Annotated in this window: 23 protein-coding genes and 1 tRNA gene; 9 read left to right on the plus strand and 15 right to left on the minus strand. The window is 67.2% G+C overall.

Annotated features, from left to right (window positions below):
• Positions 1-143: 143 nt before the first annotated feature.
• The 5 genes from ABS767_RS03515 to ABS767_RS03535 form a co-directional block, all read right to left on the minus strand.
• Positions 144-3,341: an amidohydrolase family protein gene (locus ABS767_RS03515; RefSeq protein ID WP_408076979.1), complete on the minus strand. Its 3,198-nt coding sequence runs from the start codon at positions 3,339-3,341 to the stop codon at positions 144-146.
• Positions 3,342-3,407: 66 nt separating this feature from the next.
• Positions 3,408-3,995, minus strand: coding sequence for a methionine biosynthesis protein MetW (gene metW / locus ABS767_RS03520; RefSeq protein WP_408076980.1), 588 nt, complete (start codon positions 3,993-3,995; stop codon positions 3,408-3,410).
• Complete coding sequence (locus ABS767_RS03525; RefSeq protein WP_408076981.1) at positions 3,992-4,408, minus strand: GNAT family N-acetyltransferase; 417 nt, start codon at positions 4,406-4,408, stop codon at positions 3,992-3,994. The genes metW and ABS767_RS03525 overlap by 4 nt, the downstream gene beginning before the upstream one ends.
• Complete coding sequence (gene metX / locus ABS767_RS03530; RefSeq protein WP_408076982.1) at positions 4,405-5,520, minus strand: homoserine O-acetyltransferase MetX; 1,116 nt, start codon at positions 5,518-5,520, stop codon at positions 4,405-4,407. Before metX ends, ABS767_RS03525 begins: the two co-directional genes overlap by 4 nt.
• 25 nt (positions 5,521-5,545) lie before the next feature.
• Complete coding sequence (locus ABS767_RS03535; protein WP_408076983.1) at positions 5,546-7,102, minus strand: flavin monoamine oxidase family protein; 1,557 nt, start codon at positions 7,100-7,102, stop codon at positions 5,546-5,548.
• 78 nt (positions 7,103-7,180) lie between these two features.
• Between ABS767_RS03535 and hisC the strand changes: the two genes are divergently transcribed.
• Complete coding sequence (gene hisC / locus ABS767_RS03540; RefSeq protein ID WP_408076984.1) at positions 7,181-8,293, plus strand: histidinol-phosphate transaminase; 1,113 nt, start codon at positions 7,181-7,183, stop codon at positions 8,291-8,293.
• Positions 8,290-9,045 carry a prephenate dehydrogenase/arogenate dehydrogenase family protein gene (locus ABS767_RS03545; protein WP_408076985.1) on the plus strand — a complete coding sequence of 252 codons (756 nt, stop codon included), beginning with the start codon at positions 8,290-8,292 and terminating at the stop codon, positions 9,043-9,045. The genes hisC and ABS767_RS03545 overlap by 4 nt, the downstream gene beginning before the upstream one ends.
• On the opposite strand, the gene ABS767_RS03550 is transcribed toward ABS767_RS03545, so the two are convergent.
• From ABS767_RS03550 to ftsE, 4 genes are read right to left on the minus strand one after another with little or no spacing between them, the layout of a single operon-like run.
• A complete protein-coding gene (locus ABS767_RS03550; RefSeq protein ID WP_408076986.1) occupies positions 9,042-9,746 on the minus strand; it encodes a lysophospholipid acyltransferase family protein in 705 nt (234 codons plus the stop codon). The genes ABS767_RS03545 and ABS767_RS03550 overlap by 4 nt on opposite strands.
• On the minus strand, positions 9,739-10,281 hold the full coding sequence (locus ABS767_RS03555; RefSeq protein WP_408076987.1) for a YdcF family protein: 543 nt from the start codon (positions 10,279-10,281) through the stop codon (positions 9,739-9,741). The genes ABS767_RS03550 and ABS767_RS03555 overlap by 8 nt, the downstream gene beginning before the upstream one ends.
• Entirely contained in the window at positions 10,278-11,171 is an 894-nt protein-coding gene (locus tag ABS767_RS03560; RefSeq protein WP_408076988.1) for a cell division protein FtsX, read from the minus strand. The genes ABS767_RS03555 and ABS767_RS03560 overlap by 4 nt, the downstream gene beginning before the upstream one ends.
• On the minus strand, positions 11,168-11,875 hold the full coding sequence (ftsE, locus tag ABS767_RS03565; RefSeq protein WP_408076989.1) for a cell division ATP-binding protein FtsE: 708 nt from the start codon (positions 11,873-11,875) through the stop codon (positions 11,168-11,170). Before ftsE ends, ABS767_RS03560 begins: the two co-directional genes overlap by 4 nt.
• A 164-nt stretch (positions 11,876-12,039) precedes the next feature.
• Here ftsE and ABS767_RS03570 point away from each other — a divergent pair, with 164 nt between their 5' ends.
• Positions 12,040-12,723 carry an MJ0042-type zinc finger domain-containing protein gene (locus ABS767_RS03570; protein ID WP_408076990.1) on the plus strand — a complete coding sequence of 228 codons (684 nt, stop codon included), beginning with the start codon at positions 12,040-12,042 and terminating at the stop codon, positions 12,721-12,723.
• Here the strand turns inward: ABS767_RS03570 and ABS767_RS03575 are convergent.
• Positions 12,695-14,053 (minus strand): MATE family efflux transporter, encoded by a 1,359-nt coding sequence (locus ABS767_RS03575; protein WP_408076991.1) that lies wholly within the window; start codon positions 14,051-14,053, stop codon positions 12,695-12,697. The genes ABS767_RS03570 and ABS767_RS03575 overlap by 29 nt on opposite strands.
• A gap of 118 nt (positions 14,054-14,171) precedes the next feature.
• Between ABS767_RS03575 and ABS767_RS03580 the strand changes: the two genes are divergently transcribed.
• Positions 14,172-14,258: transfer RNA gene (locus ABS767_RS03580), tRNA-Leu, on the plus strand.
• Between the two features lie 444 nt (positions 14,259-14,702).
• Here the strand turns inward: ABS767_RS03580 and ABS767_RS03585 are convergent.
• Positions 14,703-15,341, minus strand: a complete 639-nt coding sequence (locus tag ABS767_RS03585; RefSeq protein ID WP_408076992.1) for a PilZ domain-containing protein — start codon at positions 15,339-15,341, stop codon at positions 14,703-14,705.
• 217 nt (positions 15,342-15,558) lie between these two features.
• Between ABS767_RS03585 and ABS767_RS03590 the strand changes: the two genes are divergently transcribed.
• Positions 15,559-17,061 (plus strand): tryptophan halogenase family protein, encoded by a 1,503-nt coding sequence (locus ABS767_RS03590; protein WP_408076993.1) that lies wholly within the window; start codon positions 15,559-15,561, stop codon positions 17,059-17,061.
• A gap of 95 nt (positions 17,062-17,156) precedes the next feature.
• Here the strand turns inward: ABS767_RS03590 and ssb are convergent, their stop codons facing one another.
• A complete protein-coding gene (gene ssb / locus ABS767_RS03595; RefSeq protein ID WP_408076994.1) occupies positions 17,157-17,717 on the minus strand; it encodes a single-stranded DNA-binding protein in 561 nt (186 codons plus the stop codon).
• 35 nt (positions 17,718-17,752) lie between these two features.
• Between ssb and ABS767_RS03600 the strand changes: the two genes are divergently transcribed.
• Positions 17,753-17,926, plus strand: coding sequence for a DUF4169 family protein (locus ABS767_RS03600; RefSeq protein WP_408076995.1), 174 nt, complete (start codon positions 17,753-17,755; stop codon positions 17,924-17,926).
• 439 nt (positions 17,927-18,365) lie between these two features.
• Here ABS767_RS03600 and feoB read toward each other — a convergent pair whose 3' ends face one another.
• Together feoB and ABS767_RS03610 are read right to left on the minus strand one after the other, a co-directional pair.
• Positions 18,366-20,213, minus strand: a complete 1,848-nt coding sequence (feoB, locus tag ABS767_RS03605; RefSeq protein WP_408076996.1) for a ferrous iron transporter B — start codon at positions 20,211-20,213, stop codon at positions 18,366-18,368.
• Positions 20,210-20,473, minus strand: a complete 264-nt coding sequence (locus tag ABS767_RS03610; protein ID WP_408076997.1) for a FeoA family protein — start codon at positions 20,471-20,473, stop codon at positions 20,210-20,212. The genes feoB and ABS767_RS03610 overlap by 4 nt, the downstream gene beginning before the upstream one ends.
• Positions 20,474-20,619: 146 nt before the next feature.
• Here ABS767_RS03610 and ABS767_RS03615 point away from each other — a divergent pair, with 146 nt between their 5' ends.
• Positions 20,620-22,200: a lysine--tRNA ligase gene (locus ABS767_RS03615; RefSeq protein ID WP_408076998.1), complete on the plus strand. Its 1,581-nt coding sequence runs from the start codon at positions 20,620-20,622 to the stop codon at positions 22,198-22,200.
• 18 nt (positions 22,201-22,218) lie between these two features.
• Here ABS767_RS03615 and ABS767_RS03620 read toward each other — a convergent pair whose 3' ends face one another.
• Positions 22,219-23,697 carry a DUF389 domain-containing protein gene (locus ABS767_RS03620; protein WP_408076999.1) on the minus strand — a complete coding sequence of 493 codons (1,479 nt, stop codon included), beginning with the start codon at positions 23,695-23,697 and terminating at the stop codon, positions 22,219-22,221.
• 73 nt (positions 23,698-23,770) lie between these two features.
• Between ABS767_RS03620 and nhaA the strand changes: the two genes are divergently transcribed.
• Both nhaA and ABS767_RS03630 read left to right on the plus strand, forming a co-directional pair.
• Positions 23,771-25,021: a Na+/H+ antiporter NhaA gene (gene nhaA / locus ABS767_RS03625; protein WP_408077000.1), complete on the plus strand. Its 1,251-nt coding sequence runs from the start codon at positions 23,771-23,773 to the stop codon at positions 25,019-25,021.
• Positions 25,021-26,025 carry a histone deacetylase family protein gene (locus ABS767_RS03630; protein WP_408077001.1) on the plus strand — a complete coding sequence of 335 codons (1,005 nt, stop codon included), beginning with the start codon at positions 25,021-25,023 and terminating at the stop codon, positions 26,023-26,025. Before nhaA ends, ABS767_RS03630 begins: the two co-directional genes overlap by 1 nt.
• The last annotated feature ends 51 nt before the right edge of the window (positions 26,026-26,076 follow it).

Raw genomic sequence — 26,076 nt, forward strand, 5'->3', positions numbered from 1 at the left:
GCGGAAATGTAACCGGTTACAACGTTTCCAGCGCTTTTCACATCGCCTAACGCAGCGCTGTCAAACGCCTTTGTGACTACGTTGTCAACGGGGATTTGTCGTAGGCGAGCGACCGGAGCGCCATCGCTCCGGTCGCGTGCCCATCATTCCCACCAATAGGGGAGCCGCTTCGCGCTTCCGCTTTCCGCCTCGTTCATCGTGCGCGGATCGTAGATGCGTCCGCCCAGGATCACGCGATGGATCTTGTCGCTGTTGCGGATGTCGACCGTCGGATCGGCATCGAGCACGACGAGATCGGCGAGCTTGCCCGGCTCGATCGATCCGACATCCTTGGCGTAGCCCAGCGACTTCGCCGAATCGATCGTCCCCGCGCGCAGCGCCTCGACCGGAGTCATCCCGCCGCGCACGAACGACCATAGTTCCCAATGCGCGCCGATCCCGGCCTGCTGTCCATGCGCGCCGATCGCCACCAGCCTGCCGGCGTCCCGCACCTTGATCGCCTCACGCGCATTCTCGTCGTCGACGAAATTGCTTTCGGGCGCCTTGGTCACCCGCATCGTCGCGGCACGCAGCTGTGCGGGCGGCGTGTGGATCATCAGCGGATTTTCCCAGACATTGGTCGCCTGACGCCAATAGGGATCGCCGGCGAGGCCGCCATAGGTGACGACCAGCGTCGGCGTGTAGTTGGTGTCGCTCTGCCCGAAGAACTGGACGACGTCCTTGTAGAACACGTCCACCGGGACATTGTGTTCCAGCGTCGAGTTGCCGTCGGCGATCAGGTTCATGTCCATGCCGAACAGCGAGCCGCCCTCGGCCACCACCTGCATCCCCTCCGCCCGTGCGGCGGCGACCACCATCTGGCGCTGCTCGCGCCGCGGCTGGTTGTAGTTCTTCACCGAATGCGCGCCCTGCGCCTTCAGGCGTCGGACATGGTTCAGCGCGTCGTCATAGCTGTCGATCTGCGCATAGACCCCGGCTGCCTTCGCGCCGTAGACGATCTCGCCGGTCGAGAAGATGCGCGGGGCGAGGATCTTTCCGGCCTGCTGCATCTCCGATGCGACGAAGACATGCGCCGCTTGGCTCGACGGATCGTGGAGCGTGGTGGTGCCGAGCGCGAGGTTCTGGATCAGCGACCAGTTCTGCTGCGGCACAAGTTCATCCGTGCCATAGGGCCCATGGGCATGGGCATCGACCAGGCCCGGGATGATCGTCTTGCCCGTCACGTCGACCGTCTTCGTGCCGGCGGGAAGCTGGATCGCGGCAGTCGGCGCCACCGCCACGATGCGGTCGCCCTCGATCAGGATCGTGCCGTTCTCGATCACCCCGCCATCGGCGCCTGCCATCGTGACGATGCGCGCGCCGGTGAGTGCGATCGTGCCACTCGGCTTGGCCGCCTTGACCTCCATCGCCAGCGATGTCGTGCGCGGGGTCACCGTCGCCGCCGTCCCTCCCGGGGCGGATGCAAAGAAAGCGCTGCGGTCGGCGGTGTATAGCGTCGGACCCAGGCTCCAGTGCAGCCGCGCACCGTCCCCCGACCAGGTGATATAGTCGCCGCCGTCGCCGCTGACCTGAACGACGGGCAGGGCGTCTGCCTTGGGCGCGACCGCGACCTGCTGCCCGCCCGGCATCAAGGGCATGGCGAAGACCTGATAGTTCTGCCGGAATGCGACGCTCTTGCCGTCGGGCGCGACGACGAATTCATTCGCCAACTCGCCCAAAGCGTGCACGCGCTTGCTGTCGCCGGTCAGGTCGGTGCTGACCAGCTGCAGCTTCTCGCCGCCCTCCAGCATGAAGATGCGATCATTGTCAGCGCCGAATTGCGGCCGCGCCAGGTCCCGCGCGACCAGCACCGGTGCGCCGCCAGCCGCAGCGACCCGATAGACGCCGGGATTTTCCGACCAGGCCGGATCGGTCAGGCCACCGCCGTCTCCCTTTTCGAACACGATGGTCTTGCCGTCGGGTGAGAATTGCGGGCGCGCATAATGCCCGGGCTGAGCAATCACGTCGCGCGCCGCGCCGCCGCTGGCCGAGACGATGCGCAACTTGCCCAGCGTTTCGTCGTTCCACTGCACGAACGCGATCGCGCGCCCGTCACGCGACCAGGCCGGGAACAGCTCGACGCCCGCATCGTCGGCAAGCCCGGTCAGCCGCTTCGCGCTACCGCCCGTAACCGGCTTGATCCATAATTTGCCGAGGCTCTCGAACACCACCCGGCTGCCGTCGGGCGAAACGGCGGCGAAGCGCGGCATCTTCGTGGTGAAGCTGTCCGGCGCGACCGCGATCTGCGGGTGCGGCGCATCGGCCACCGCGCGGGTATCCGTAACGCGGAACGGGATGATCGCCGCGTTCGACCCGTCGCCATCGACGCGCCGAATCTTGCCGCCCGCCCAGAACACGATCGACTTGCCGTCGGGCGTCCAGTCCATATTGGGATAGACGCCGGTGACCGCCCAGGTTTCCTGCACGTCCTGGTCGAGCGCGTCGTAGATGATCCGCTCGACCCCGCTGGTCAGGTCCTTGACCCACAGCTTCGACTTGCCCGCCTCGCGCCGGACAAAGGCGATCTTCTTCCCGTCGGGAGATGGCGTGGGACGTACCGAACCGCCCAGCCCCGCGACCGCGGTCGTCGTCTCTCCGGTTTCGAGGTCATAGCGTTCGATGTTGAACAGGTTGCTGTTCGAATCCTGCGCATATTCGAAGATCGGGCCGGGGGTGATGTTGCGTGTGAAATACACGGCCTTGCCGTCGGCGCTGTAGATCGGCTCGCCCAGTTCCTTCTGGTGACGTTCGCTGACCCGCTTGACCAGCTGGACCCCCGCACCGCCCGAGACATGGTACAGCCACACCTCGCCGGTGCCGAGCGAGCGGCCGGTGGTGAAATGCTTCTTGGCGACGATATACTGCCCGTCGGGCGACCAGCTCGGCTGGTTGAGCAGGCGGAAGCTTTCCTTGGTCAGCTGGCGCTTGTCGCTGCCATCGGCGTTCATGATCCAGATATTGTCGCCGCCCGCACGATCGGAGGTGAAGGCGATGCGGCGTCCGTCGGGCGAGAAGCGCGGATGCACCTCCCACGCCAGCCCTTCCGAAATGCGCGTCGGCGTGCCCCCGGCGATCGGCATGGTGTAGATGTCGCCGAGCAGGCTGAAGGCGATGGTCCGCCCGTCCGGGCTGACATCGACATCCATCCAGGTGCCTTCGTCGGTGTCGATCCGCGCCTGTTTCAGCGTCGCGCCCTGCGGGGCGTTGACGTCCCATTTGGGCTTTTCGGCGGGCTTGTCCTGCGCGTGAGCGTGACCCATGACGAACAGCGCGGCGAGGACGCCGGCGACCGACTGACGCATATGATGATGCTCCCTGACTATATCTGAGCGCAGGTCGTAACGCGCGAAACCGCCCGCGTCACGGCTCTATCGGCGCAGCAGGAACACCGCATGCTCGGCACGAAAATTCGCTGCGGCCGAACTGGTCAGTTGATCGCCTGACAGGAACCACGCCTGCTCCACGGTGATGCCGCGTTCCCGCACGAAAGCGCGGAAATCGTCGATCGTGACATGGTGGATGTTGGGCGTCGCGTACCACGGCACCGGCAACAGCCGCGTCACTGGCATCCGCCCGCCCCACAGCAATGACACGCGCACGCGCCAGTGCGCGAAATTGGGAAAGGATACGACGGCACGCTCGCCGATCCGCAGCAGATGATCGAGCACGACATGCGGCCGCATCGTCGTCTGCAGCGTCTGGCTGAGAATCGCGTAATCGAAGCTGGCGTCGGGATAGTCGGCGAGGTCGGTGTCGGCGTCGCCCTGGATCACCGACAGCCCCCGCCCCACCGCCGCTGCGACATTGGCGGGATCGATCTCGAGTCCGCGCGCGTCGCATTGCCGCTGGTCGCGCAGCGCCGCCATCAGCGCGCCGTCGCCGCAGCCGACATCGAGCACGCGGCTGCCCGACGCGACATTGTCGGCGATGATCGCGAGATCGGGGCGAAGACTCATCGATATGCGTCCGGATTCTCGCGCAGCATCATCCGCTCGGGATGCGCGCTCGCCTGCCAGCCGAACCGGGCGTAGAGCGCATGCATGTCACGGGTGAAGAGCAGCCAGCGGCGCAGCCCCTGGAGATCGGGATGGGCATCGAGCGCCTCGAGCATCGCCCGTGCGACGCCCCGACCGCGATAGCCATCCAGCACGAACACATCCGCGAGATAGGCCATGGTTGCACGATCGGTGACGACCCGGGCCATGCCGATCTGCGCGTCTCCGTCGAAAGCGCATGCCGCGATCGAATGCGCCAGCCCGCGCGCCACGGTCTCGCGCGAGATCCCCGGCGACCAGTAGCTCGTCGTCAGAAAGCCGTGGATGACATCGAGTTGCTGTTCGGCTGGATCGAACGAGATACGAATGGTCATTCGCCCGCCCTCAGAAATCCGTCGACGACGCGGTTGAGCTCGGGCGATTCGAGCAGGAATGCATCGTGCCCGAACGGCGAGGACAGTTCGACGAAGCTGACCGGCGCGCCCGCGGCGTTGAGCGCATGGACGATGCTGCGTGAATCGCGGGTGGGATAGAGCCAGTCGGTATCGAAACTCACCAGGCAGAAGCGCGCCTTGGTCTCGCGAAACGCACTGGCGAGCACGCCGCCATGCTCCTCGGCCAGATCGAAATAATCCATCGCGCGGGTGATGTAGAGATAGGCATTGGCGTCGAACCGGTCGACGAAGCTCAACCCTTGGTGGCGCAGATAGGATTCGACCTGGAAATCGGCGTCGAAGCCGAAGGTTTTGGCTTCGCGCGCCTGCAGCTTGCGCCCGAACTTCTCGGTCAGCCCTGCTTCGGACAGATAGGTGATGTGCGCGGCCATGCGAGCCACGGCGAGGCCGGACGCCGGCGGCTCGCCGTTGTAATAGGCGCCGCCATTCCAGTTGGGATCGGCCATCACCGCCTGCCGCCCGACTTCGTGGAAGGCGATATTCTGCGCCGAATGCCGCGCGGTCGATGCGATCACCACCGCCGCCTCGACCCGCTCGGGGAAGGTCGCGGGCCAGCTCAACGCCTGCATGCCGCCCATCGACCCGCCGACCACCGCCTTCAGGCGTGCGACACCGAGATGGTCGAGCAGCAACGCCTGCGCGCGCACCATGTCGCGGATGGTAATGACCGGAAAGCTCATGCCCCACGGCGCGCCGGTGGCGGGATTGATCGTCGCCGGGCCGGATGACCCCATGCAACTGCCCAGCACATTGGCGCAGATCACGAAATGCCGGGCGGGATCGATCGGCTTGCCGGGCCCCACCATGCGCGTCCACCAACCCGGCTTGCCGGTGACCGGGTGGTTGGACGCGACATGCTGGTCGCCGGTCAGCGCATGACAGATCAGGATCGCGTTGCCGCCATCCGCCGCCAGCTCGCCATAGGTTTCATAGGCGATCTCGAGCGGCGAGAGCAGCACGCCGCCATCGAGCCGCAGCGGGCCGGACAGACTGACGTGACGCGCTAGACCGAACCGCTGATCGCTGGACATGCCCGCGTGACTAGGGTTCGCCCCGTCAAACGGCAAGAGGTGTGATCGTGCTTCCCAGCACCGCCTGTGCCGCCAGACGTCCGGTCTGCGCGCCACCGTTCATATAGCCTGGAAAGGCATCGGACAGGTGCTCGCCCGCGAACACCACGCGGCCGATGGCCGGCGCGGCCTGGGTCGCGGTACCGTCCGCCCCCTCGATCCACAGCAAGCGGCCAAAGCGTGTCAGATGGCCCGGCGGATAGCTGCCATAGGCGCCGCCGATGAGCGGGTTGCGATGCCAAGCGGTGCGCCGGACCGGCGCATCGCCGCACGCGGCCGCCATGTCGCCCAGCGCACCCCGCGCGTCGTGCGCGTAGCGGATCGCAAGCGCCCGCGCGGGGATCGCGCTCTCCACTTCGTCGCCGCCCAGATACCAGGTCCACACCGCCGGCCCCGCCTCCCCGAGCACGGTCCCGTCCCAGCCGCTCGCGCAGCCACCGCCGGTCTGCCAGAATTCGCCGCCCGCACCGACGATCGCGCGCCAGCGCGGATCGGCAGCGGCAGCCAGTATCTTTTCGTTCCGGCCCAGGTCCATCGCCGCGATGAAGCTGCGCCAGGCCGGAGGAAGCGGCAGCGCGAAGTCGATCCGGCGCGTGACGGCGGCGGGCACCGCGACGATGACCCGCTCCGCTTCAACCTTCCGCGCATCGCCAAAGGTCAGGCGGACACCACCGGTAGTGCGATCGACGCGCCGCACCAATCGACCCGTTTCGATATGGCGGGCATGGCGCTCCGCAAGCGCGGCGATCAGCGCGCCGCTGCCCCCGGCGATCGCGTAGCGCTCGTCAGATCCGCCGAGTATGTCGGCACGCGTGCCGTCGACGGTGGGGAGGTTGAACAACAGCGACAGCGCCGACGTCGCGTCCGGTTCGGCGCCATATTCGGTCCGGCCTGTCACCTCCAGCAACCGGCGTACCCACGGATGCGGGAAAAGATCGGCGTGGCGGTCGAGATAGTCGGCGACCGAGATCGCATCGAACGCCGCCAGGGCCGCCGGATCGGCGTCGATCCGATCCGCGTCAATGCCGATCTGCGCCGCGATCGGACGCAGCGCATCGGCCAGTTCGGTGTCACGCACGGGCCGCCCCTCCGCCAGCACGATACTCCGATGCGTATCCGCCTTGCGATCCACCAGAGGGATGCCGAATCGCGCGGTCAGCGCGTGGATGTCGGCATGGTCGCTGTTGACCAGCTGCGCCCCCATCTCGAACGTCGGCGCTCCGTTTCGACGCAGCGTGAACATGCGCCCACCGAGCCGATCGCCCGCCTCGTAAAGCCGCGCATCGACGCCCGCCTCGCGCAGATGATGCAGCGCGGTCAGGCCCGCGATCCCCCCGCCGACGATCGCGACGGGGCCGGTGACGGCGCGGGCAGGTGCGGCGGCGGGGATCGTGGCGCCGATCCCTCCGGCCGCCAGTCCCTTGAGCAGCGCGCGGCGCGTCGCGGCCGGGCTTGCCGGAACCGCCGCAGCCTCCCCCGCCGCCGCGAGGTTCGCAGCGCGCGCAGCCGCCAGTGCCCGCCAGAATAGTCCCCCGCTTCGCATGCCCTCTCCGACTCCCTCGATCGGGTCGATACGCTGCCGACCTTGATATTGCGTAACCGTTCGGCGAAGGGGGCAGCCATGACTGGACCGACCCCCAAGCCGTGGATCATGGAAATCGCCCCCTATGTGCCGGGCAAGTCGACGACCGACGACGGGCGCAAGGCGGTGAAGCTGTCGTCCAACGAAAACCCGCTGGGAACCTCGCCCGCCGCACGCGCGGCGTTCGCGACTGCGGCGACCAGCCTCGAGCGCTATCCCGACGCCAGCGGCACCGAGCTGCGCGAAGCGCTGGCGGTGAAGCACGGGCTCGATCCGGCGCGGATCATCTACGGCAACGGCTCCGACGAGGTGCTGCACCTTGCCGCCGGCGCCTTTGCGGGGCCGGGCGACGAGATCATCTACGTCAATTACGGGTTCACCGTGTATCCGATCGCGACCCGCCGCGTCGGGGCCGCTCCGGTCGTCGCGCCGGACAAGGATTATGCGACCGACGTCGACGCGATCCTGGCAAGCGTGACCGACAGGACGCGCATCGTCTTCGTCGCCAATCCGAACAACCCGACCGGCACCTATGCCAGCCGTGAGGAGATTGCGCGGCTGCATGCCGGACTGCGCGAAGACATCCTGCTTGTGCTCGACCACGCCTATGCCGAATATATCGAGGGTGAGATCGACGATGGCGGGATGGAGCTGGCGAAGACCGCGCCGAACGTGCTCGTCACGCGCACCTTCTCCAAGATGTACGGCCTTGCCGCGGAGCGGATCGGCTGGGGCTATGCCAGCGCGGAGATCATCGCGGCGATGCACCGCATCCGCCTGCCCTTCAGCATCACCATCGCCGGCGCGGCGGCGGCGATCGCCGCGCTGAACGACGACGATTTCGTCGCGCGCTGCAAGTCCGAGAACGCCAAGTGGCGCCGCTGGTTCACCGACGAGATCGGCAAGCTCGGCAATGCCGGGCTGCGCGCGGTGCCGAGCCAGGCGAATTTCGTGCTGGTGCTGTTCGAGGGCAAGCTGACCGGCGAGGCGGCGTACAAGGGGCTGATGGACGCGGGCTATATCGTCCGCTGGCTTCCCGGACAGGGGCTGCCCCATGGGCTGCGCATCACCATCGGTACCGAGGAAGAGACGCGCGCCGTTGCCGCAGTGCTGCAGCAGCTGGTGGCCGACGCCCAGCGCGACGCGGGATGAACCGCTTCGGCATCATCGGCTTCGGCCGGTTCGGACAGCTCGCCGCGCGCCATCTGCGTGATTATTTCGATGTGATCGTCACCGATGCGCGCGACATTGCCGAGGATGCCGCGCGGGTCGGCGTTCGCACGGCGGCGCTTGCGGAGGTGGCAGGCTGCGACACCGTGATGCTCGCGGTCCCGGTCCAGGCGCTCGAACACACGCTTGCCGATATCGCGAGCCATGTCCGGCCCGGCGCGCTCGTTATCGATGTCGCCTCGGTCAAGATGCTGCCCGCGCGCTGGATGACCGAGGCGCTGCCCGCGAGCGTCGATATCGTCGCCACCCACCCGTTGTTCGGGCCGCAAAGCGCGCGGCGCGGGCTCGCGGCGCAACCGCTGGTGATCTGCCCCGTGCGGGGCGAGGCGCATCACCGCGTCGCCGAATTCGGGCGCAAGCTTGGCCTTAAGGTCTCGGTCACCACGCCCGAGGAGCATGACCGCGAAATGGCCTATGTCCAGGCGCTGACGCACCTGATCGGGCGAACGCTGGTCAATATCCGCATCCCCGACGAGGAACTGAAGACCGACAGCTACCAGCACCTGCTGGAGCTGTGCGCGCTGATCGGCGACGATAGCGAGGAACTGTTCTTCGCGATCCAGAACCTCAACCCGTTCGCACAGGAAATCACGCAGCAGTTCATCGGACAGGCGAACGGGCTGCTCGAGCGCAGCCTCAAGGCCGGAAATCGGAGCGTCGCCGCGGAGGCCTAAACCGGTCCGGGCAGTCCGGGCTCGAAGGCGTTGATGCCACGATGCACCTCGGCCTCGATCGCGTCACGCGGCAGCCGCGCGGGAATCGCTTCGCCGAACCGAAAGGTAACGACCCCCGGCCGTTTCGGCCCATTGCGCGGCCACACGCGCCCCGTCTCGCACGCGACGGGCACGACCGGCAGATGGATCGCGCGATAGAGCCCGGCGAAGCCCGAACGCAGCGGCGGCGTCTCGCCCGGTGCGACGCGCGTGCCTTCGGGAAAGATCACCACCGACCGGCCCTCGGCCACCGCGGTGCGCGCCTCCTGCATCATCGCCCGCAGCGCCTTGGCGGAGCCGGCGCGGTCGATGACGATCACGCCATAGCGTCGCGCGACCCAGCCCCAGATCGGAATGCGCGCCAGTTCCTGCTTCATCACGATCGCCGGCGCATCGAGCATCGTCGCAATGGCGAGCGTCTCGAACATCGATTGATGCTTGACCGCGTAGAGTGCAGGACCATCGGCCTGCTGCCCCTCGACCGCCACGCGAATGCCGAGGATCTGGTGGGCCAGCGCCAGCCCCAGCCCGGCCCACGCCATCGAATAGCGGCGGATCGCCGACGTGCCCAACAAGGCCGCGATCGGCGCCGCGAGCACGATCGGCACCGACAGACCGTAGAAGACGATCGAGAACAACAGGGTGCGGATGCGATCAGCCACCGCCGATCCCCAGCAGCAGCGCGAATCGCCGCACCAGATATTTGTGATATTCGCGCAGCAGCATCGACCAGTTCGGGGTCGTGCGGACCCCGTCCCCGCGAATCTCGACCTCCGGCCCCAGCGCGTTGGCCAGTTCCAGCTTCGCCCGTGCCATATGCCAGTCGGCCGTCACGACACGGACCGATCTGTAGCCGTGCCGTGCGACCCAGGCGGCGGTCTCATCGGCGTTCGAGCGCGTATCGACCGCCTCATGGCCAAGATCGATGCAGCAGCGGAACAGCCGGGGCGGCGCCTTGTACTCGACCGCGAGCTCGATCGGGCGGACCGTCGGATCGGTGCCGGTGATCAGCATCCGCTTCGCCGCCTTGGCCTGAAGCAAAGCGATTCCCCGATCGATCCGCCCGGGACCCCCGGTCGGCACGACGATCGCATCGGTCTTCACGGCGTCGTCGAGCGGCGCGCCGAGCGATAGCATGAACAAGCCGAAGCCGAGCGCCCAAGCAAGGATCAGAAGCAGAGGAATGCGCCAGATCACAGCGTCCTCCCCAGCGTCCGCAGCACCGCGACGCGCGCGGCGGCCATTGCGAGCAGCGCGAACAGCACGGGCATCGCCGCGAGCAGGATCCAGTCCATCTGCGCCAGCCCGACCCCGCTCATCAGCTCCGAACCCAGCGTCGCGCTCTGACGACCCAGCAGGGCGGCGACACCAAGCGCGGCGGCGGTGCCGAGCGCTCCGCCGATCAGCGTATCAAGCGCGATGCGGCGCTGGAACAGCCGGGCGACCTGGGTATCGGTGGAGCCGAGCATGTGTAGCACGGCGATCGTGTCGCGGTGGGTGTCCAGCCCCGCGCGCGCGGCGAGCAGCACCACTGCGGCGGTCGCGCTCGCCATCAACAGGACGAGGCCTCCCGCAAACCAGGTGAGCGTGGCAATGAACGAGGCGACCGGGGACAGCCATTGCGCATGCTGGTCCACCCGCGCGGCGGGGGAGACCGCGCGCGCGGTCTGGCTGACCCGTTCGACCAGCGCGGGATCGCCGCTCGACAGATCGATGTCGATCATCGCGGGCATCGGCAGTTCGGGATCGAGCCCGGCATCGCCCAGCCAGGGGCGCAGCAGTTCGGCAAGCCGTGCGCGATCGACCTCCTCGACTCGCGCCACTCCCGGAATGGCGCGCACCCGCTCCACGATCGCGCCGGCATTGGCGTCGCGCTTGGCCGCGTCGGCTTCCACCAGCTGGACCGTCAGGCGCCCGGCGAGCTGGCGTTCCAGCGCGCGGCCCGCGCCTGCCATCCCGAAGCCCAGCGCGCCCGCCAGTACCGTCAGGAACAGCATGATCGTCATGATCCAGATCATCGCGCGCGTCCGCTGCCCCTCGTCGAGCAGGCGGCGTTGCGGCCGGGGCCGGGTGAAGGGCAGGTTCATCCCTCGCCACCCCCAGGGGGGAAGCGCAGCGCGCCGGTGGGATCGAGCACGCGCCCCTTTTCGATCCGCATCATCCGCGCATTGGGGATGCGGTTGAGCAGATGAAAGTCGTGCGTCGCGACCACCACCGTGGTGCCGAGCCGGTTGAGTGAATCGAACAGATGCAGCAGCCGTTCGGCCATGTCCGGATCGACGTTGCCGGTCGGCTCGTCGGCGACCAGCATTTCGGGGCGGGTGATGACCGCACGGGCGATCGCGATCCGCTGTTGCTCGCCGCCCGACAGCGTCGGCGGCTTGGCGCGGCCGCGATCGGTGAGCCCGACCCAGGCAAGCATCTCGCGCACCGGCGCCTCGATCTCGCCCTCCGGCATGCCCGCGACGCGCAACGGCAGCGCGATATTGTCATAGGCCGACAGATGCGGAAGCAGGCGGAAGTCCTGAAACACCACGCCGATGCGACGCCGAAAACCGGGCAGGCGCTTGCGCGGCAACGCTCCGGCATCCTCGCCGAACAGGCGCACGACGCCACGCGTCGGCCGCTGGGCGAGGTAGAGCAATTTGAGCAGCGAGGTCTTGCCCGCACCCGATGCGCCGGTGAGGAAATAGAATGCGCCGGCGCTCAGCGTGAAGCTGACGTCGCTCAGCGTTTCGGCCCCGGTGCCATAGCGCAGGCCGACATTCTCGAACTGAACGATATTCGCCATGTGCCGGCGCGCAGCCGCTCCTGATCCTTCTGCCCCGCCGCCAGCCATCGCACAGCCGCAAGGCTGGCTCAAGCGGTGCGACTCGGGCCTTGCCATTCGGGCGGCACGGGTGTTTAGATTCGGGATCGGCAAGCTGTTGTCGTTGCCGAACAAGACGTGTCGCCATGATCCTTGAATGTCCCGAATGCCGCACTCGCTATCTCGTCCCCGATTCCGCGATCGGTGCGGACGGCCGGACGGTGCGTTGCGCGAGCTGCAAGCATAGCTGGTACCAGACCGCCGCGCCCGACGCCGCCGCCCCTGTAGCGACGCCCGACCTGGTTCGCGCCGACGCCTATTCGAAGCCGGTCCCGCCCGTGGTCGAGGAGCGATCGCGCGATTACGATCCGTTCGCACACGAACCGCCGTTCAAACCGCGCCGCAATCCCGAGAAGCGCTGGACCGCGGCGGCGGTGATCGCAGGACTGTCGATGACGGCGGGGGCGGTGGCGATCGTCTGGACCGGCGCGCCGGGGATCGCAGCGCAGCTGGGCCTGCCGATCGGCGCGGCACAGACGCCGCTGATCTTCACCGCCCAGTCCGTCGAGCGCAAGCCGCGGCTCAACGGCGGCGAATTGTTCCTGGTCAGCGGACAGGTGATGAACCCGACCAAGGAGCGCCAGCGCGTTCCCAACATCCTCGCCGAACTGCGCGACGCCAACAACACGATCGTCTATAGCTGGACGATCACGCCGGACCCCCGCGCGCTGCCCCCGGGCGGCAGCCTCGAATTCAACAGCGGCAAGCTCGACGTGCCGCAGACCGGCAAGACGATCCAGTTCAGCTTTTCAGGCGAAGCCGGCGGCTGATCCACCACAAGCGGCTCCCGTTGAGGACTGCCGCGGCGATCATGCCGCTGCCCGAGGCCCAGACCAGCCCCATCGGGCCCCAGCCGTGATGAACCGTCCATAGTCCGATCGCGCCGGTGAGCAGGAAGAAGGCGGCGATGCCGTTGAGGCCCGCGACCACCTGATCGCCGAGCGAACGCAGCGCATAGACGAACACCACCTGGACGCCGTCGAACAGGATGAACGGCGCCCAGAAGGCAAGCATTGCCGCCGCCAGCACGCCCACCTCGGCCGTCGCGGGAAAGCCCGACACCACCCAGGCGGGGAAGAGGATCAGCGGCAAGGCCAGCGCACCCAGCACTGCCGCCGCCAGCCCTGCCGCGATCGCCGTGCGCGGCCCCGCCTCGGCCGGGATGCCTTCGCCCACCGCATTGCCCGCGCGCACCCCGGCTGCCGAGCCGAGGCCGAGCGCGAAGGCAAAGGTCACATTATGGACCGAGAACACGATCTGGAAGGCGTGGGTCACCTGTTCGCCCAATTGGGTCGACAGCGCGATCAGGATCGAAAAGCCTGCAAGCTCCAGCCCCGATGCGATCGCCGGAACGATGCCGAAGGCGAGCAGCCGCCCCGCCCCCTGCCACATCGCGCGCGACCCGAAGTCGCTCCAATCGCGCACGCCCCGCTCGCGCGCACGCGGCAGGGTGAGTGCGGCGGCAACCATGGCGATCGCCCCGATCACCGTTGCGGCCACCGTCGCGCTCGCAGCGCCGACCGCGCCCATCGCAGGCAGACCGAATTGGCCGGTCGCCAATATCCAGGCGAGGGCGGCATTGAGCGGCAGGATCGACAGATTGACCGCCATCACCCGGCGCGGTCGGCTGACCCCTTCGAGGAAGAAGCTCGCCGCAACGATCACCAGCTGAAACGGATAGGCGATCGCCATCACCTGGACCACGCGTGCGGCGTCGGCTGCGATGCCTGCATCGACGCCGACGCCGCGCAGCATCGGCAGCGCGAAGGCGTAGAGCACGCCACCACTCACCAGGCCGAGGATCGTGCCGAGCACCAGCCCCTGACGCAGCACCGCGCCGGTCGCCGGAAGATCCCTCGCCCCATCGGCGCGCGACGCGAACACCAGCACGCCGGTGAGCCAGCCCAGTGCGACGACGATGCCGATGAAGGTCAGCGTGCGGCTCGCCCCGAGCGCGGCGACCTCATGCGTGCTGACCAGTCCGACGACGATCACGTCGGTGACGTGCAGGATCGTCCAGTTGAGGCTGGTGAGCACGACCGGCCAGGCCAGCGCGAGGATGCGGCGCATCTCGGCGCGGGTATCGGCGGGAAGCGGCATGGGCGCGCTCCTTTAGCCGCGGTTCGGAAGAGTTGAAAGGGAGGTTGCGCGCCCCGCATCGCTTTGCTAGGGGCCGCTGCCTTACCAGCCGCCGGTCGATCCGGCGTGCGATATCCGTGCGGCCATGGCGGAATTGGTAGACGCGCAACGTTGAGGTCGTTGTGGGCGAAAGCCCGTGGAAGTTCGAGTCTTCTTGGCCGCACCAGACTTCGCCGGACGATCCGTCCGGCAATCCGAAAATATGGCCCTGCGCAGTCCCTGCCGGGTAGATGTGAAGCAACCGGACGGTCGCCGACTCCGCCTCCCCACGCCCGGTCCGCGTAGGTTCAACGTTCCGGCAGTGCAGCGCGCAAGGTCGAGCTGTCGCGATCGCACGCGATCAGTGCGATCGACCGCTTGCCATGCGGCAGCGCGTGTCCCGACATCGCTTGCCGATGGGCGCTGGACGGCGGCACACTGCCACGCCCCTTCGACGCAGACCGGTGCAGCTCAGCGAGCTGCGCGTGAGCCGCGCGTGCCGCCGGCGTTGTCGCCAGTCGGGCGCGGACGCGCTCCTCATAGGCACGCGCGAGATGACAGTCGCCAGGTGCCGCCCCTGGCCGGCGCGGCGTCCAGATCCGAAACGGGGCGGCGGGGCCCGCACGCCCCGTCACGCCGCCTGCTCCGTTCGGATACAAGGCCGGTTCGCCGCGATCCATTGCGCCACTTCGGCAATGCGCAACTGCCGGGCAAAGGTCATTCCGACGCGCTCGCCGTGCACCCAGCGGACATGGGCGTGCTCGGTGCCCAGGCCCTCGATATCGATTTCGACCGCTTCGCCGATCTCGACGGGCAAATCGGTTTCGATCTTCGCGCCGCCCTGCGACAGATCGATCAGCGGAACGAGGTGCCAGATCGACCCGATTCGCACGCGACAGCGGCTGACGATCGAGATACGCGGTGCGCGCGGCAGGTGATCGGGCGACCGCACGCAGTGCACGCGCAGATAGGTCTCGACGTCGATCGGCGCATCGAACGCAATCCCGACCAGCCGGTCTTCGGACCAGCGGACGACACCGGACAGGGGATCGCAAACCTTTGGCTCGATCCGCACATGCGTGCCCGGCTCGAGCGCGACATACGCTTCCAGCATCATGCCGCCGGATCCGATATTGCGGATCAGACAAAGGTGCTGGTCGCCCTGCTCGGTCAGCACACGGGCCACCTGAAACAATGTGGTAAACCGCTCGTCCGCCCGTCGGTCTTCAAAGGCGGGCGAATGATGGTCGATCGTCTCCGTATCGTTCACGGGCATCCTCCCCGCGAGCAGGACGTTTCCGGTACAAGAAGTGCTCGCTACTCCGGCACCGGCCCCAAACCCCGACTGCAGGAGATACCCAGATCGATCATTCCAAAGAATTATCGAGTAAGGATAATGCGCGTAAACATTTGCATGCGGTGGCGCCGGTGCGGGTCTGGCGCTACCAGCAGATAAGCGGGGAAACCCGCGCGATCGAGGGACAGGAATGCCGTTCAATATCGTGATCGTCGGCGGCGGTACCGCAGGCTGGATGACCGCCGCCCTGCTGTCCAAGCTCTTCTTTCGCGGCCATTCCATCACGCTCGTCGAATCCGAGGAGATCGGCACGATCGGCGTGGGCGAGGCGACGATCCCGGGCATCAAGGATTACAACCGGCTGGCGGGCATCGACCTGACCGAGATGATCCGCGCGACCCAGGCGACGTTCAAGCTGGGCATCGAATTCGTCGACTGGCGCGCGCCGGGGGCGAGCTACATTCACGGCTTCGGCAAGATCGGCACCGACCTGATGTGGCTGCACCCGCACCAGCTGTGGCTCAAGCTGCGCCAGATGGGGAAGGCGCGACATTTCGACGATTATGCGCTCAACTGCCTTGCCGCGCGCCAGAACAAATTCTGCTTCCCCGATCCGCGCAATCCCGGGTCGCCGATCGGGCATATCGACTATGCCTATCATTTCGACGCTTCGCTCTATGCCCGCTTCCTGCGCAGCCGGGCGGAAGCGCAGGGCGTCACCCGGATCGAGGGCCGCATCGTCGCGGTCAAGCAGCGGCCCGAGGACGGCTTTGTCGACCATGTCGTGCTGGCGGACGGACGGACGGTGGCGGGCGGCCTGTTCGTCGACTGTTCGGGGATGCGTGCGTTATTGCTCGGGACGACGCTGGGCGTCGGCTATGAGGACTGGAGCCGCTGGCTATTGTGCGACCGCGCGCTCGCGGTGCCCAGCGAGCGGGTTGCGCCGCTGACCCCCTATACCCGCTCGACCGCGCATGACGCGGGCTGGCAATGGCGCATCCCGCTTCAGCACCGCACCGGCAACGGCCATGTCTATGCCAGCGCGCTGATCGACGACGATACCGCCGCGCGAACGCTGATCGACAATCTCGACGGCCGCCCGCTCGCCGATCCGCGCCCGGTCAGCTTCCGGCCGGGCAAGCGGCACAAGGCGTGGGATAAGAACGTCGTCGGGATCGGCCTGGCCAGCGGGTTCCTCGAGCCGCTCGAATCGACCAGCATCCACCTCATCCAGACGGCAATCCTGCGGCTTGTCGCGCTGTTCCCGAGTGGCGGGTTCAACGCCGCGGACATCGCCGAATATAATCGTCAGCATCATTTCGAATTCGACGACGTCCGCGACTTCATCATCGCGCACTACAAGGTGACCGAACGTGCGGGCACGCCGTTCTGGGACCATGTCCGCACGATGGACGTGCCCGACAGCCTGGCCGAGCGGCTGGAGCTGTTCCGCGCCTCGGGCCGCTTCTTCGTCCATGGCAAGGCCGAGCTGTTCCGCGAGGAAAGCTGGGTCCAGGTGCTGCTGGGTCAGGGGATGGAGATGACCTATGACCCGATGGTCGACATGTTCCCCGAGGAGGACGTGATCGCGTTCATGAACGATATCGCCGAGACCAATGCCGAGGTCGCCAGGGCAATGCCGACGCATGAGGCGTTTATCGACCGGCACTGCCGGGCGCCCGGCCTGACCTGATTTGCGTGTTCCCCTGCGCAAGCAGGGGCCCAGAGTCGCACGGGCTCATGCGTGTTGATCCTGGGCTCCTGCTTTCGCAGGAGAGCAGCGCTGGCTCAGAACGGCACGTCGTCGTCGAGATCGTCGGGGAAGCCGCCGCCCGAGCTGCTGCCACCGCCGCGATTACCGCCGCCGAAGCCGCCCCCACCGCCGCTTCCGCCGCCATAGCCGCCGCCGCGGTTGCTCGACTGGCCGGCGAATTCGTCGCCGCCGCCCCATTCGTCACCGCCACGGCTGCCACCGCCGCCGCCGCCCTGACCGCCGCCGGGACCATCGAGCATCACCAGCTTGGCGTCGAAGCCCTGCAGCACGATCTCGGTCGAATAGCGGTCCTGCCCCTGCTGGTCCTGCCATTTGCGGGTCTGGAGCTGGCCCTCGAGATAGACCTTCGACCCCTTGCGCAGATAGCGTTCGGCGACATTGGCGAGGCCTTCGGAGAAGAGCTTGACCGTGTGCCATTCGGTGCGCTCCTTGCGCTCGCCCGAATTGCGGTCCTTCCAGCTTTCGGAAGTGGCGACGCGCAGTTCGACCACCTTGCCGCCGTTGGAAAAGGACCGGCTTTCGGGATCGCGCCCGAGATTGCCGACCAGGATGACCTTGTTGACGCTGCCCGCCATGGAAACTCCGCTGCTAATTCGATATCGAGAGACAAATGGCCGATATCCTTAACCTGAACAAGGCACGCAAGGCACGCGCGAAGGCGCAGGCCAGCGCAAAGGCTGTGGAGAACCGCGCCAAATTCGGGCGCACCAAGGCGCAGAAAGCGGCCGACGAAGCCGAGCGCGCCCGGATTTCTGAAAATCTGGACGGCGCGCGGCGGGAGTGAGATTCGGCATGGGACTGGCCATGATCAGGGTATAGCAGGATGAGAACATGTGGAAAACATGTTCGGTATTATCGCTTTATATTAGTAATTTAATGAGGAACTGCGAACGGCCGGACGGGCCGAATCTGGTTGAGCAGGGCAGCGCTGCGGATCGGGCGAAGCGAACATCTCGCGGGATAGCGCGCCATCGGTCCGATTTGGGGTATCGCCTCTGCCGAGGCGCAATGCCGAAAAAGGCGCCGCTCGGCTGCCTCCGGAGCCTTCTCCAGAGGGAGAAGGATAGCGCAGCTTGGCAGCTTGCTGCCTAGCGGAGCTTGGATGAGGGGATGCGCGCTATCGACGGGGGTGATCCCCTCACCCAGCTACGACTAGGGCCGCGCTGAAGAAGCGCGACCCAAGTCTGCGCAACCCTCTCCCGACGGGAGAGGGAGGTCGGTCCCTAAAGCCCCAGCCCCTTCGCCGTCCAATAAGTCAGCCCCGCCGCCACGTACGCTGCGGCGAAGAGATAGACGATCATCACGATCGGCCATTTCCAGCCATTGGTCTCGCGCCGCGCCACGGCGATGGTCGACAGGCATTGCGGGGCGAAGACGAACCAGGCGAGGAAAGCTAGCGCGGTCGGGAGGGGCCAGCTGTCGGCGAGGCGGTCGCCGAGTGCCGCAGCGCCGGCTTCCTCGTCCGGGGCGTCGATCGCATAGACGGTCTGGAGCGCAGACACGGCGACTTCGCGCGCGGCCATGGCGGGGATCACCGCGAGGCTCATTTCGTGGTTGAAGCCGATCGGATGGAGCACGACTTCGAGGCCCGATGCGATGCGGCCGGCGACCGAATATTCGCTCTGCTTCACGCCCTCCGGCGCGACCGGATAGGAGGCGAGCAGCCACAGCGCGACGGTGACGCCGAGGATGATCGTGCCGGCGCGGCGCAGGAAGACATATGCTCTTTGCCAAAGCCCGATCAGCAAATCGCGGATCGAGGGAAGCTGGTAGCGCGGCATCTCCATCATGAAGCCGCCGCTCTTGCCGCGCGTCGCGGTCAGGCGCAGCACGAAGGCAGCGAGGATCGCGCCGACGATGCCGAAGACATAGAGGCCGAACAGCACCAGCCCTTGCAGCCCGATACCCGGCGCAACATCGCGCGCGGGGATGAATGCGCCGATGATCAGCATATAGACCGGCAGGCGCGCCGAGCAGGTCATCAACGGGGCGATCAGGATGGTGGTCAGCCGCTCCTTGGGATCGTCGATCGAGCGCGCGGCCATGATGCCGGGAATCGCGCAGGCGAAGGACGACAGCAGCGGGATGAAGGCGCGGCCCGACAGCCCGACCAGCGACATCAGGCGATCCATCAGAAAGGCGGCGCGGACCATATAGCCGGTCGCTTCGAGCAACAGGATGAAGAAGAACAGGATCAGGATCTGCGGCAGGAACACCACCACCGATCCGACGCCGGCGATGATCCCCTGAACCACCAGATCGCCGATGAAGCCGCTGGGCAGGCTTTCCTGCGCATGCGCGCCGAGCCATTCCTGCGTCCCCTCGATCCAGCCGATCGGGCCTTCCGACCAGCTGTACACCGCCTGGAACATGACGAAGAACAGCGCGAACAGGATGAGCCAGCCCGCGACCGGATGGAGCACGACATTGTCGACGGCGCGGGTGAAGGCGCGGCCGCGCGGCTGATCGGTGATGGCGAGCGCGGCGATGCGGCGGGCGTCGCGCTGAAAGTGCGTAATGTCCGCGTCGGGGGTCGCGGGGGCGGCGGGGCGGCTTGCCCGAAGCACACCATCGAGCGCCGCGCGCAGTGCGTCGAGGCCGCGCCTGCGCACGGCGACGGTGGTGACGACCGGGACGCCGAGTTCGGCGGAAAGCAGGTCGGCGTCGATGCTGAGCCCGTCGCGCGTCGCCATGTCGATCATGTTGAGCGCGACAACCATCGGGCGGTCGAGCTGACGCAATTGCAGCACGAAGCGCAGATGGTTTTCTAGGTTGGAGGCGTCGGCGACGACGATCAGCGCGTCGGGCAGCCGCTCCCCCGCCTGTTTGCCGAGCACGACGTCGCGCGTCACCTGTTCGTCGGGGCTCGACGGATCGAGGCTGTAGGTGCCGGGCAGGTCGACCAGCTCGACCGGGCGCCCGTCCTCGAGCGCGAGGCGGCCGGCATGGCGCTCGACCGTGACGCCGGGATAGTTGCCGACCTTTTGCCGCGCGCCTGTGAGCGCGTTGAACAGCGCGGTCTTGCCGGCATTGGGGTTGCCGACGAGCGCGACGAGCGGGGTGGCGTTCATTCTGCCGGCGTCGCCGCCGGATTGGGCGCAAGCCGGATCGCATCGACGACATGGCGGCGCAGCGCGACCGTCATGCGCCCGATCCGCACCGCCGCCGGGCCGCCGAACCAGCCCGCCGGCTTGACCAGCTCGACCTCGACGCCCTCGTCCAGGCCGAATTCACGCAGCCGTCGCACTTCGGCGGGGGCCAGCGCATGCCAGTCGATCGAGGCGACGGTCGCAGGGATATTGCGCGCCGCGCGGGTCAGCGAGTCACTCATGTTGCGAGCGATTATCAAGAGCGGTGGAGAAAAGCCAGCGGAATGCGAACATCGATCCTCCCCTTGCGCGGGAGGATTTTGCTAGGTTGCAAATCGGCTCGCCATCGCGCACCCGCAGGCTTTCCCTCCAGCAAGACTGACATCGTATGACCGACAGCATTCTCCGCGACGCCGCGCTCGCCTCCAAGGCCTGGCCCTATGAAGAGGCGCGCAAGCTGCTCAAGCGCTATCCGGAGGGGAAGCCTGGCGGCGCGCCGGTGCTGTTCGAGACCGGCTATGGTCCGTCGGGGCTGCCGCATATCGGCACGTTCAACGAAGTGCTGCGCACGACGATGGTGCGGCGCGCATTCGAGACGCTGTCCGACCAGCCGACGCGGCTGATCGCGTTCAGCGACGATATGGACGGGCTGCGCAAGGTGCCGGACAATGTACCGAACGGCGACATGCTGGCGCACTATATCGGCCACCCGCTGACCAAGGTGCCCGACCCGTTCGAGAAGTTCGAGAGCTTTGCGCATCACAACAACGCGATGCTGCGCGACTTCCTCGACCGGTTCGGGTTCGACTATGAGTTCGCGTCGTCCACCGACTATTATGGGTCGGGGAAGTTCGATGATGCGCTGGCCCAAGTCCTGCGCAACTATCAGGGCATCATGGATGTGATGCTCCCGACGCTGCGCGCGGAGCGGCAGGCGACCTATTCGCCGGTGCTGCCGATCAGCCCGAAGACGGGGATCGTCCTTCAGGTGCCGATCGAGGTGCTCGATCCCGAAACCGGCATGATCGCGTTCACCGACAGTGACGGCGAGCGGATCGAGCAGAGCATCTTCGGTGGCAAGGCCAAGCTGCAGTGGAAGGCCGACTGGGCGATGCGCTGGGTTGCACTTGGCGTCGATTACGAGATGGCGGGCAAGGACCTGATCGATTCGGTGACGCAATCGGGCAAGATCGCGCGCGTTCTGGGCGGTCGGCCGCCCGAGGGATTCAACTACGAGCTGTTCCTCGACGCCAAGGGCGAGAAGATTTCGAAGACCAAGGGCAATGGCCTGTCGATCGAGCAGTGGCTGAGCTATGGGCCGGACGAGAGCCTCGCCTTCTACATCTATCGCGAGCCGAAAAAGGCCAAGGCGCTGCATCTGGGGCTGATCCCGCGCGCGGTGGACGATTACTGGCAGTTCCGCGCCGCCTATGCCGACCAGCCGGTCGAGCAAAGGCTCGGCAACCCGGTGCACCATATCCATAACGGCCCGCCGCCCGAGGGGGCGCTGCCGGTGACGTTCGGGCTGCTGCTTAACCTGGTCGGCGTGATGGGCGAGGCGACCAAGGAACAGGTCTGGGGGTATCTCGCCAACTACCTGCCCGGCGCAAATGCAGCCGCGTGGCCCGAGCTGGACGGACTGATCGACTATGCGATCCGGTTTGTGCGCGACGTCGCGGAAAAGCCGGTGCGGCGCGCGCCCGAGGGGGACGAGGTGTTGGCGCTCCAGGATCTCGACCGGCTGCTTGCCGGAGCGGGCGCGGATGCGTCGGCGGAGGATCTGCAGAACATCGTCTATGAGATCGGCAAGGCGCGGTTCGGCAAGGAGGCGCTGCGAGACTGGTTCAAGGCGCTGTACGAGACGCTTCTGGGCAGCTCGCAGGGGCCGCGCATGGGCAGCTTCATCGCGCTGTATGGCGTCGAGAACAGCCGCAAGCTGATCGCCGAGGCGCTGGCAAAGGCGGCATAGGCCGACGGCGCAGGACCGTTAGGGCGCGGCGACTTCCGGGGCGACCCAGCGCAGGCGCGCCGGGCCGGCGCCGCTGGTGCTCACGCTGCGCGCGGGGATGCCCGCATCGGTCAGCGCGGCGACGATCGGTTCGGCATCGCCGCCCGAGACGCCGATCGGCAGCTTGATCCGCTGCGCCGCCCAGATCGCGGTGGCGAGGGCCTCGGGGTCCGGCTTGTCCTCTTCAACCGCCACGTCAGGCAGGGCGGCGACGGGCGGGACCAGCGTGACGGTCCAGCCCTGCACGCTCGCTGCGACGCGAGCTTCGAGCGCGCGATAGGCGGCGAGGTTGGCGCCGGGGAGCGCCACTGCGTTCACCACCGCGCGACGATTGTCGCGATCGATCAGCACCGCGTCGGCATCGACGCCGGCGATCAGCGCGAGCTGCTCCTGCACGCGCGCCGCGACCCGGTTTGCCGCGCTCACGCTGGAAGCCTGCGCGGCGGCGACCTGCGCCGCCTCCGCCTGCGCACCGGTGCCGACGCGGATCTGTTCGAGCTCGATCGCGATGGTGCGGCCAACGAGTTGCTTGAGCGTCGCGGCGGCGCGGCGATCGGCATCGGCGCGAATGTCGGGCGTCAGCACGGTCGCGCTGACGCGCACGGGATCGCTCTGGTAATCGATATCGATCTGGCTGAGGCGGGCGGCGCCTTCGAACTCGGCGCTGATCACCTCGCGGATCTGGCGCGAGGCATTCGCTTCCCAGCCGAGCTGGACCAGCACGAGGCCGAGCGGAATGGCGCACGCGATGAGCGTCGCGGTGACGACGATCGTTTGAAGCATCGTATGCTGGGGCGAGAGGTGCGAGCCGAAGCCGTAGAGCCGCGCGACGATCGCGGCTGCGACGGCGATGGTGATCAGGTTGGTGCCGAACAATAGTAGCGAACCCGCAAATACCGTCCAGTTCCACGTGGCGAGACCGAAGCCGACCACCGCGATTGGCGGCATCAGCGCGGTGGCGATAGCGACGCCCACCACCGTGCCCGCGCGCCCGCGGATCATCGCATAGGCGCCGGCCAGCGCGGAGAAGAACGCCACGAGCAGATCGAACAGGTTGGGGCGGGTGCGCGCGGCGATCTCGGGCGTCACATTCTGGATCGGCGAGACGAGCACGATCAGCGCGGTGAACAGCACGGCGATCACGACGCCGAGCGCGAGCGAAACGCACGCGCTGCGAATCTCGTCCCAGTCGAAGGTCGCGAGGCCGAAGCCCAGGCCGATGATCGGGCCCATCAGCGGCGAGATCAGCATCGCGCCGATCACCACCGCGGGCGAGGACAGCAACAGCCCGAGCACCGCGATGCCCGCCGACATCAGCGTCATGAACGCATAGCGACCGGTGAACCCCGCCTCGTCGCGGACCTTCTCGACCACTTCCACATGATCGACCGATGCGATCACGCGCGCGCGCCACCAGGCAACGACCGGATTGTCGGGCTTCAGCATGGTGATGGTCATCAAAGCGGCTCTAGGGGGTTTGCCCGTGCGTCGCCAGCGGTTAGGCAGGGTCACACGCAAAGCAGGGGAAGACATGGCAGCCAAGAACGATCGACTCGCACGCTCGGCATTGCGCGACTTCCTGCAGAGCGAAGCGGCCGGCGGCATCATCCTGATGGCGGCGGCGGCACTGGCGATGATCGTCGCCAACCTGCCGGGCCTGTCCGAAGCCTATTTCCACTTCCTGCACGCCGATACCGGGCCGGTGATCAGCCCGAAATACGGGTCGATGACAGTGCATCTGTGGATCAACGATGCGCTGATGGCGATCTTCTTCCTGTTCGTCGGTCTCGAGATCAAGCGCGAGTTCGTCGACGGGCGGCTGGCGACATGGGAGCACCGCCGCCTCCCGATCGTCGCCGCGGCCGCGGGCATGGTGGGGCCGGCGCTGGTCTATCTGTTCATCGCGGGCTGGAGCGGCCCTCTGGTCAATGGCTGGGCGATTCCCGCGGCGACCGACATCGCCTTCGCGATCGGCGTGCTGGCGCTGCTCGGCAGCCGGGCCCCCGCCTCGCTCAAGCTGTTCCTCACCACCGTCGCGATCGTCGACGACATGGGCGCGGTGGCGATCATCGCCATCGCCTATACCGCCGAACTGTCGACGCTCTACATCGCACTGGGCTCGCTGGTGATGGCGACGATGTATGTGCTCAACCGCAGCGGGGTGAAGTCGCTGACGCCCTATCTGCTGCTGGGCGCGGCGCTGTGGTATTTCGTGTTCATGTCGGGCGTGCATGCGACCATCGCTGGCGTGCTGACCGCGATGATGGTCCCGATCACCGCCAGCCCCGGCGTGCGCGACGATGCCGAATCGCCGCTGCACCGGCTCGAGCATACGCTGGCGCCCTGGGTCGGCTATCTGATCGTGCCGCTGTTCGGCTTTGCCAATGCCGGCGTCAGCCTGAGTGGCATGAGCCCCGCGATCCTGCTCGAACCGCTGCCGCTGGGCATCGCGGCGGGGCTGTTCATCGGCAAGCAGGTCGGCATTTTCGGCAGCGTGTGGGCGGCGGCGAAGACCGGATTTGCCTCGCCCCCGGGCGGGGCGACCTGGCTGCAGCTCTATGGCGTGGCGATGCTGTGCGGCATCGGCTTTACGATGAGCCTGTTCATCGGCGGCCTCGCCTTTCCCGGCAACGAGTTGCTGGTCGACGAGGTGAAGATCGGCGTGCTGACCGGATCGGTGCTGTCGGCGATCGTCGGCTTCGCGATCCTGCGCTTCGCTCCGCGCTGGGGCGATGCGCGCAGGGGGGATGCCGATATCGATCAGGCCGAGCTGGCCGACTGATGCGCTGTTTCCACGATCCGGGGCAGCTGGCGCATGCCCCGGCGACGGAGCTGCACAACGGCGCCTTCGTCCCCTATGCGGAGAAGCCCGAGCGCGCGACCGCCATCGCTGCCGTGCTGGGCGGGACCGAACTGCCGCCCGACCGCGGCGAAGCGCCGATCCGCGCGGTGCACGACGCTGGCTATATCGAGTTCCTCAAGACCGCACCGGCACGCTGGGCATCGGCGGGCCGGCCGGGGGATGTCATCGGCTATATCTGGCCGACGGTCCGCAAGCGCGCGCTGAAGCTCGACCGGATCGACGCGCTGGCCGGGCAATACAGCATCGACGCATCGACCCCACTGACTGCGGAGACCTGGGACGCGAGCTATCGCAGCGTGCAATGCGCGCTGGCGGCGACGCATGCGGTGCTGGACGGCGCGCGCTCTGCGTTCGCGCTGTCGCGGCCGCCGGGGCATCATGCCGGGGCGGATTACCTCGGCGGCTATTGCTACCTCAACCATGTCGCGGTCGCGGCGCAGGCGGCGCGCGATACGGGGGTCAAGCGCGTCGCGATCCTCGATATCGACTATCATCACGGCAACGGCACCCAGGATATCTTCTGGCAGCGCGGCGACGTGTTCTTCGCCTCGATCCATGCCGATCCGGCGACGGACTTCCCCTTCTATTGGGGCCATGCCGACGAGGTTGGTGAGGGCGCAGGCGAAGGCGCAACGCTCAACCTGCCATTGCCGCGGGGGACCAAGATCGATGCTTTCCGCCGCGCGCAGGAGAAGGCGCTGGCGGCGATTGCGGCGTCGGGCGCGGAGCTGTTGCTGGTGAGTTTCGGCGCGGACACCTTTGTCCGCGACCCGATTTCACAGTTCGCGCTCGAGACGACGGACTATGCGGTACTGGGCCGCGACATCGCCGCGGCGGGCCTTCCGACCGCCATCGTGATGGAAGGCGGCTATGCGATCGACGCGCTGGGGGCGAATGTCGCGAGCTTTTTGAGCGGATTCTGAGGGACGCGAAATTTCTTCGCTAGGTGTGGAACCAATCGCGTCGGGCGGACG

Source organism: Sphingomonas plantiphila (assembly GCF_046000505.1).
Taxonomy (GTDB): Bacteria; Pseudomonadota; Alphaproteobacteria; order Sphingomonadales; family Sphingomonadaceae; genus Sphingomonas; species Sphingomonas plantiphila.

Excerpts from the sequence above, each read along its gene's own strand:
- feoB (WP_408076996.1), bottom strand. The coding sequence starts at position 20,213 with ATGAACGCCACCCCGCTCGTCGCGCTCGTCGGCAACCCCAATGCCGGC.
- ABS767_RS03570 (WP_408076990.1), top strand. The coding sequence starts at position 12,040 with ATGATCCTTGAATGTCCCGAATGCCGCACTCGCTATCTCGTCCCCGAT.
- nhaA (WP_408077000.1), top strand. The coding sequence starts at position 23,771 with ATGGCAGCCAAGAACGATCGACTCGCACGCTCGGCATTGCGCGACTTC.
- ABS767_RS03525 (WP_408076981.1), bottom strand. The coding sequence starts at position 4,408 with ATGACCATTCGTATCTCGTTCGATCCAGCCGAACAGCAACTCGATGTC.
- metW (WP_408076980.1), bottom strand. The coding sequence starts at position 3,995 with ATGAGTCTTCGCCCCGATCTCGCGATCATCGCCGACAATGTCGCGTCG.
- ssb (WP_408076994.1), bottom strand. The coding sequence starts at position 17,717 with ATGGCGGGCAGCGTCAACAAGGTCATCCTGGTCGGCAATCTCGGGCGC.
- ABS767_RS03615 (WP_408076998.1), top strand. The coding sequence starts at position 20,620 with ATGACCGACAGCATTCTCCGCGACGCCGCGCTCGCCTCCAAGGCCTGG.
- ABS767_RS03600 (WP_408076995.1), top strand. The coding sequence starts at position 17,753 with ATGGCCGATATCCTTAACCTGAACAAGGCACGCAAGGCACGCGCGAAG.
- ABS767_RS03610 (WP_408076997.1), bottom strand. The coding sequence starts at position 20,473 with ATGAGTGACTCGCTGACCCGCGCGGCGCGCAATATCCCTGCGACCGTC.
- ABS767_RS03545 (WP_408076985.1), top strand. The coding sequence starts at position 8,290 with ATGAACCGCTTCGGCATCATCGGCTTCGGCCGGTTCGGACAGCTCGCC.
- ABS767_RS03535 (WP_408076983.1), bottom strand. The coding sequence starts at position 7,102 with ATGCGAAGCGGGGGACTATTCTGGCGGGCACTGGCGGCTGCGCGCGCT.
- ABS767_RS03515 (WP_408076979.1), bottom strand. The coding sequence starts at position 3,341 with ATGCGTCAGTCGGTCGCCGGCGTCCTCGCCGCGCTGTTCGTCATGGGT.
- ABS767_RS03630 (WP_408077001.1), top strand. The coding sequence starts at position 25,021 with ATGCGCTGTTTCCACGATCCGGGGCAGCTGGCGCATGCCCCGGCGACG.
- ABS767_RS03620 (WP_408076999.1), bottom strand. The coding sequence starts at position 23,697 with ATGACCATCACCATGCTGAAGCCCGACAATCCGGTCGTTGCCTGGTGG.
- ABS767_RS03560 (WP_408076988.1), bottom strand. The coding sequence starts at position 11,171 with ATGAACCTGCCCTTCACCCGGCCCCGGCCGCAACGCCGCCTGCTCGAC.
- ABS767_RS03575 (WP_408076991.1), bottom strand. The coding sequence starts at position 14,053 with ATGCCGCTTCCCGCCGATACCCGCGCCGAGATGCGCCGCATCCTCGCG.
- hisC (WP_408076984.1), top strand. The coding sequence starts at position 7,181 with ATGACTGGACCGACCCCCAAGCCGTGGATCATGGAAATCGCCCCCTAT.
- ftsE (WP_408076989.1), bottom strand. The coding sequence starts at position 11,875 with ATGGCGAATATCGTTCAGTTCGAGAATGTCGGCCTGCGCTATGGCACC.
- ABS767_RS03590 (WP_408076993.1), top strand. The coding sequence starts at position 15,559 with ATGCCGTTCAATATCGTGATCGTCGGCGGCGGTACCGCAGGCTGGATG.
- metX (WP_408076982.1), bottom strand. The coding sequence starts at position 5,520 with ATGTCCAGCGATCAGCGGTTCGGTCTAGCGCGTCACGTCAGTCTGTCC.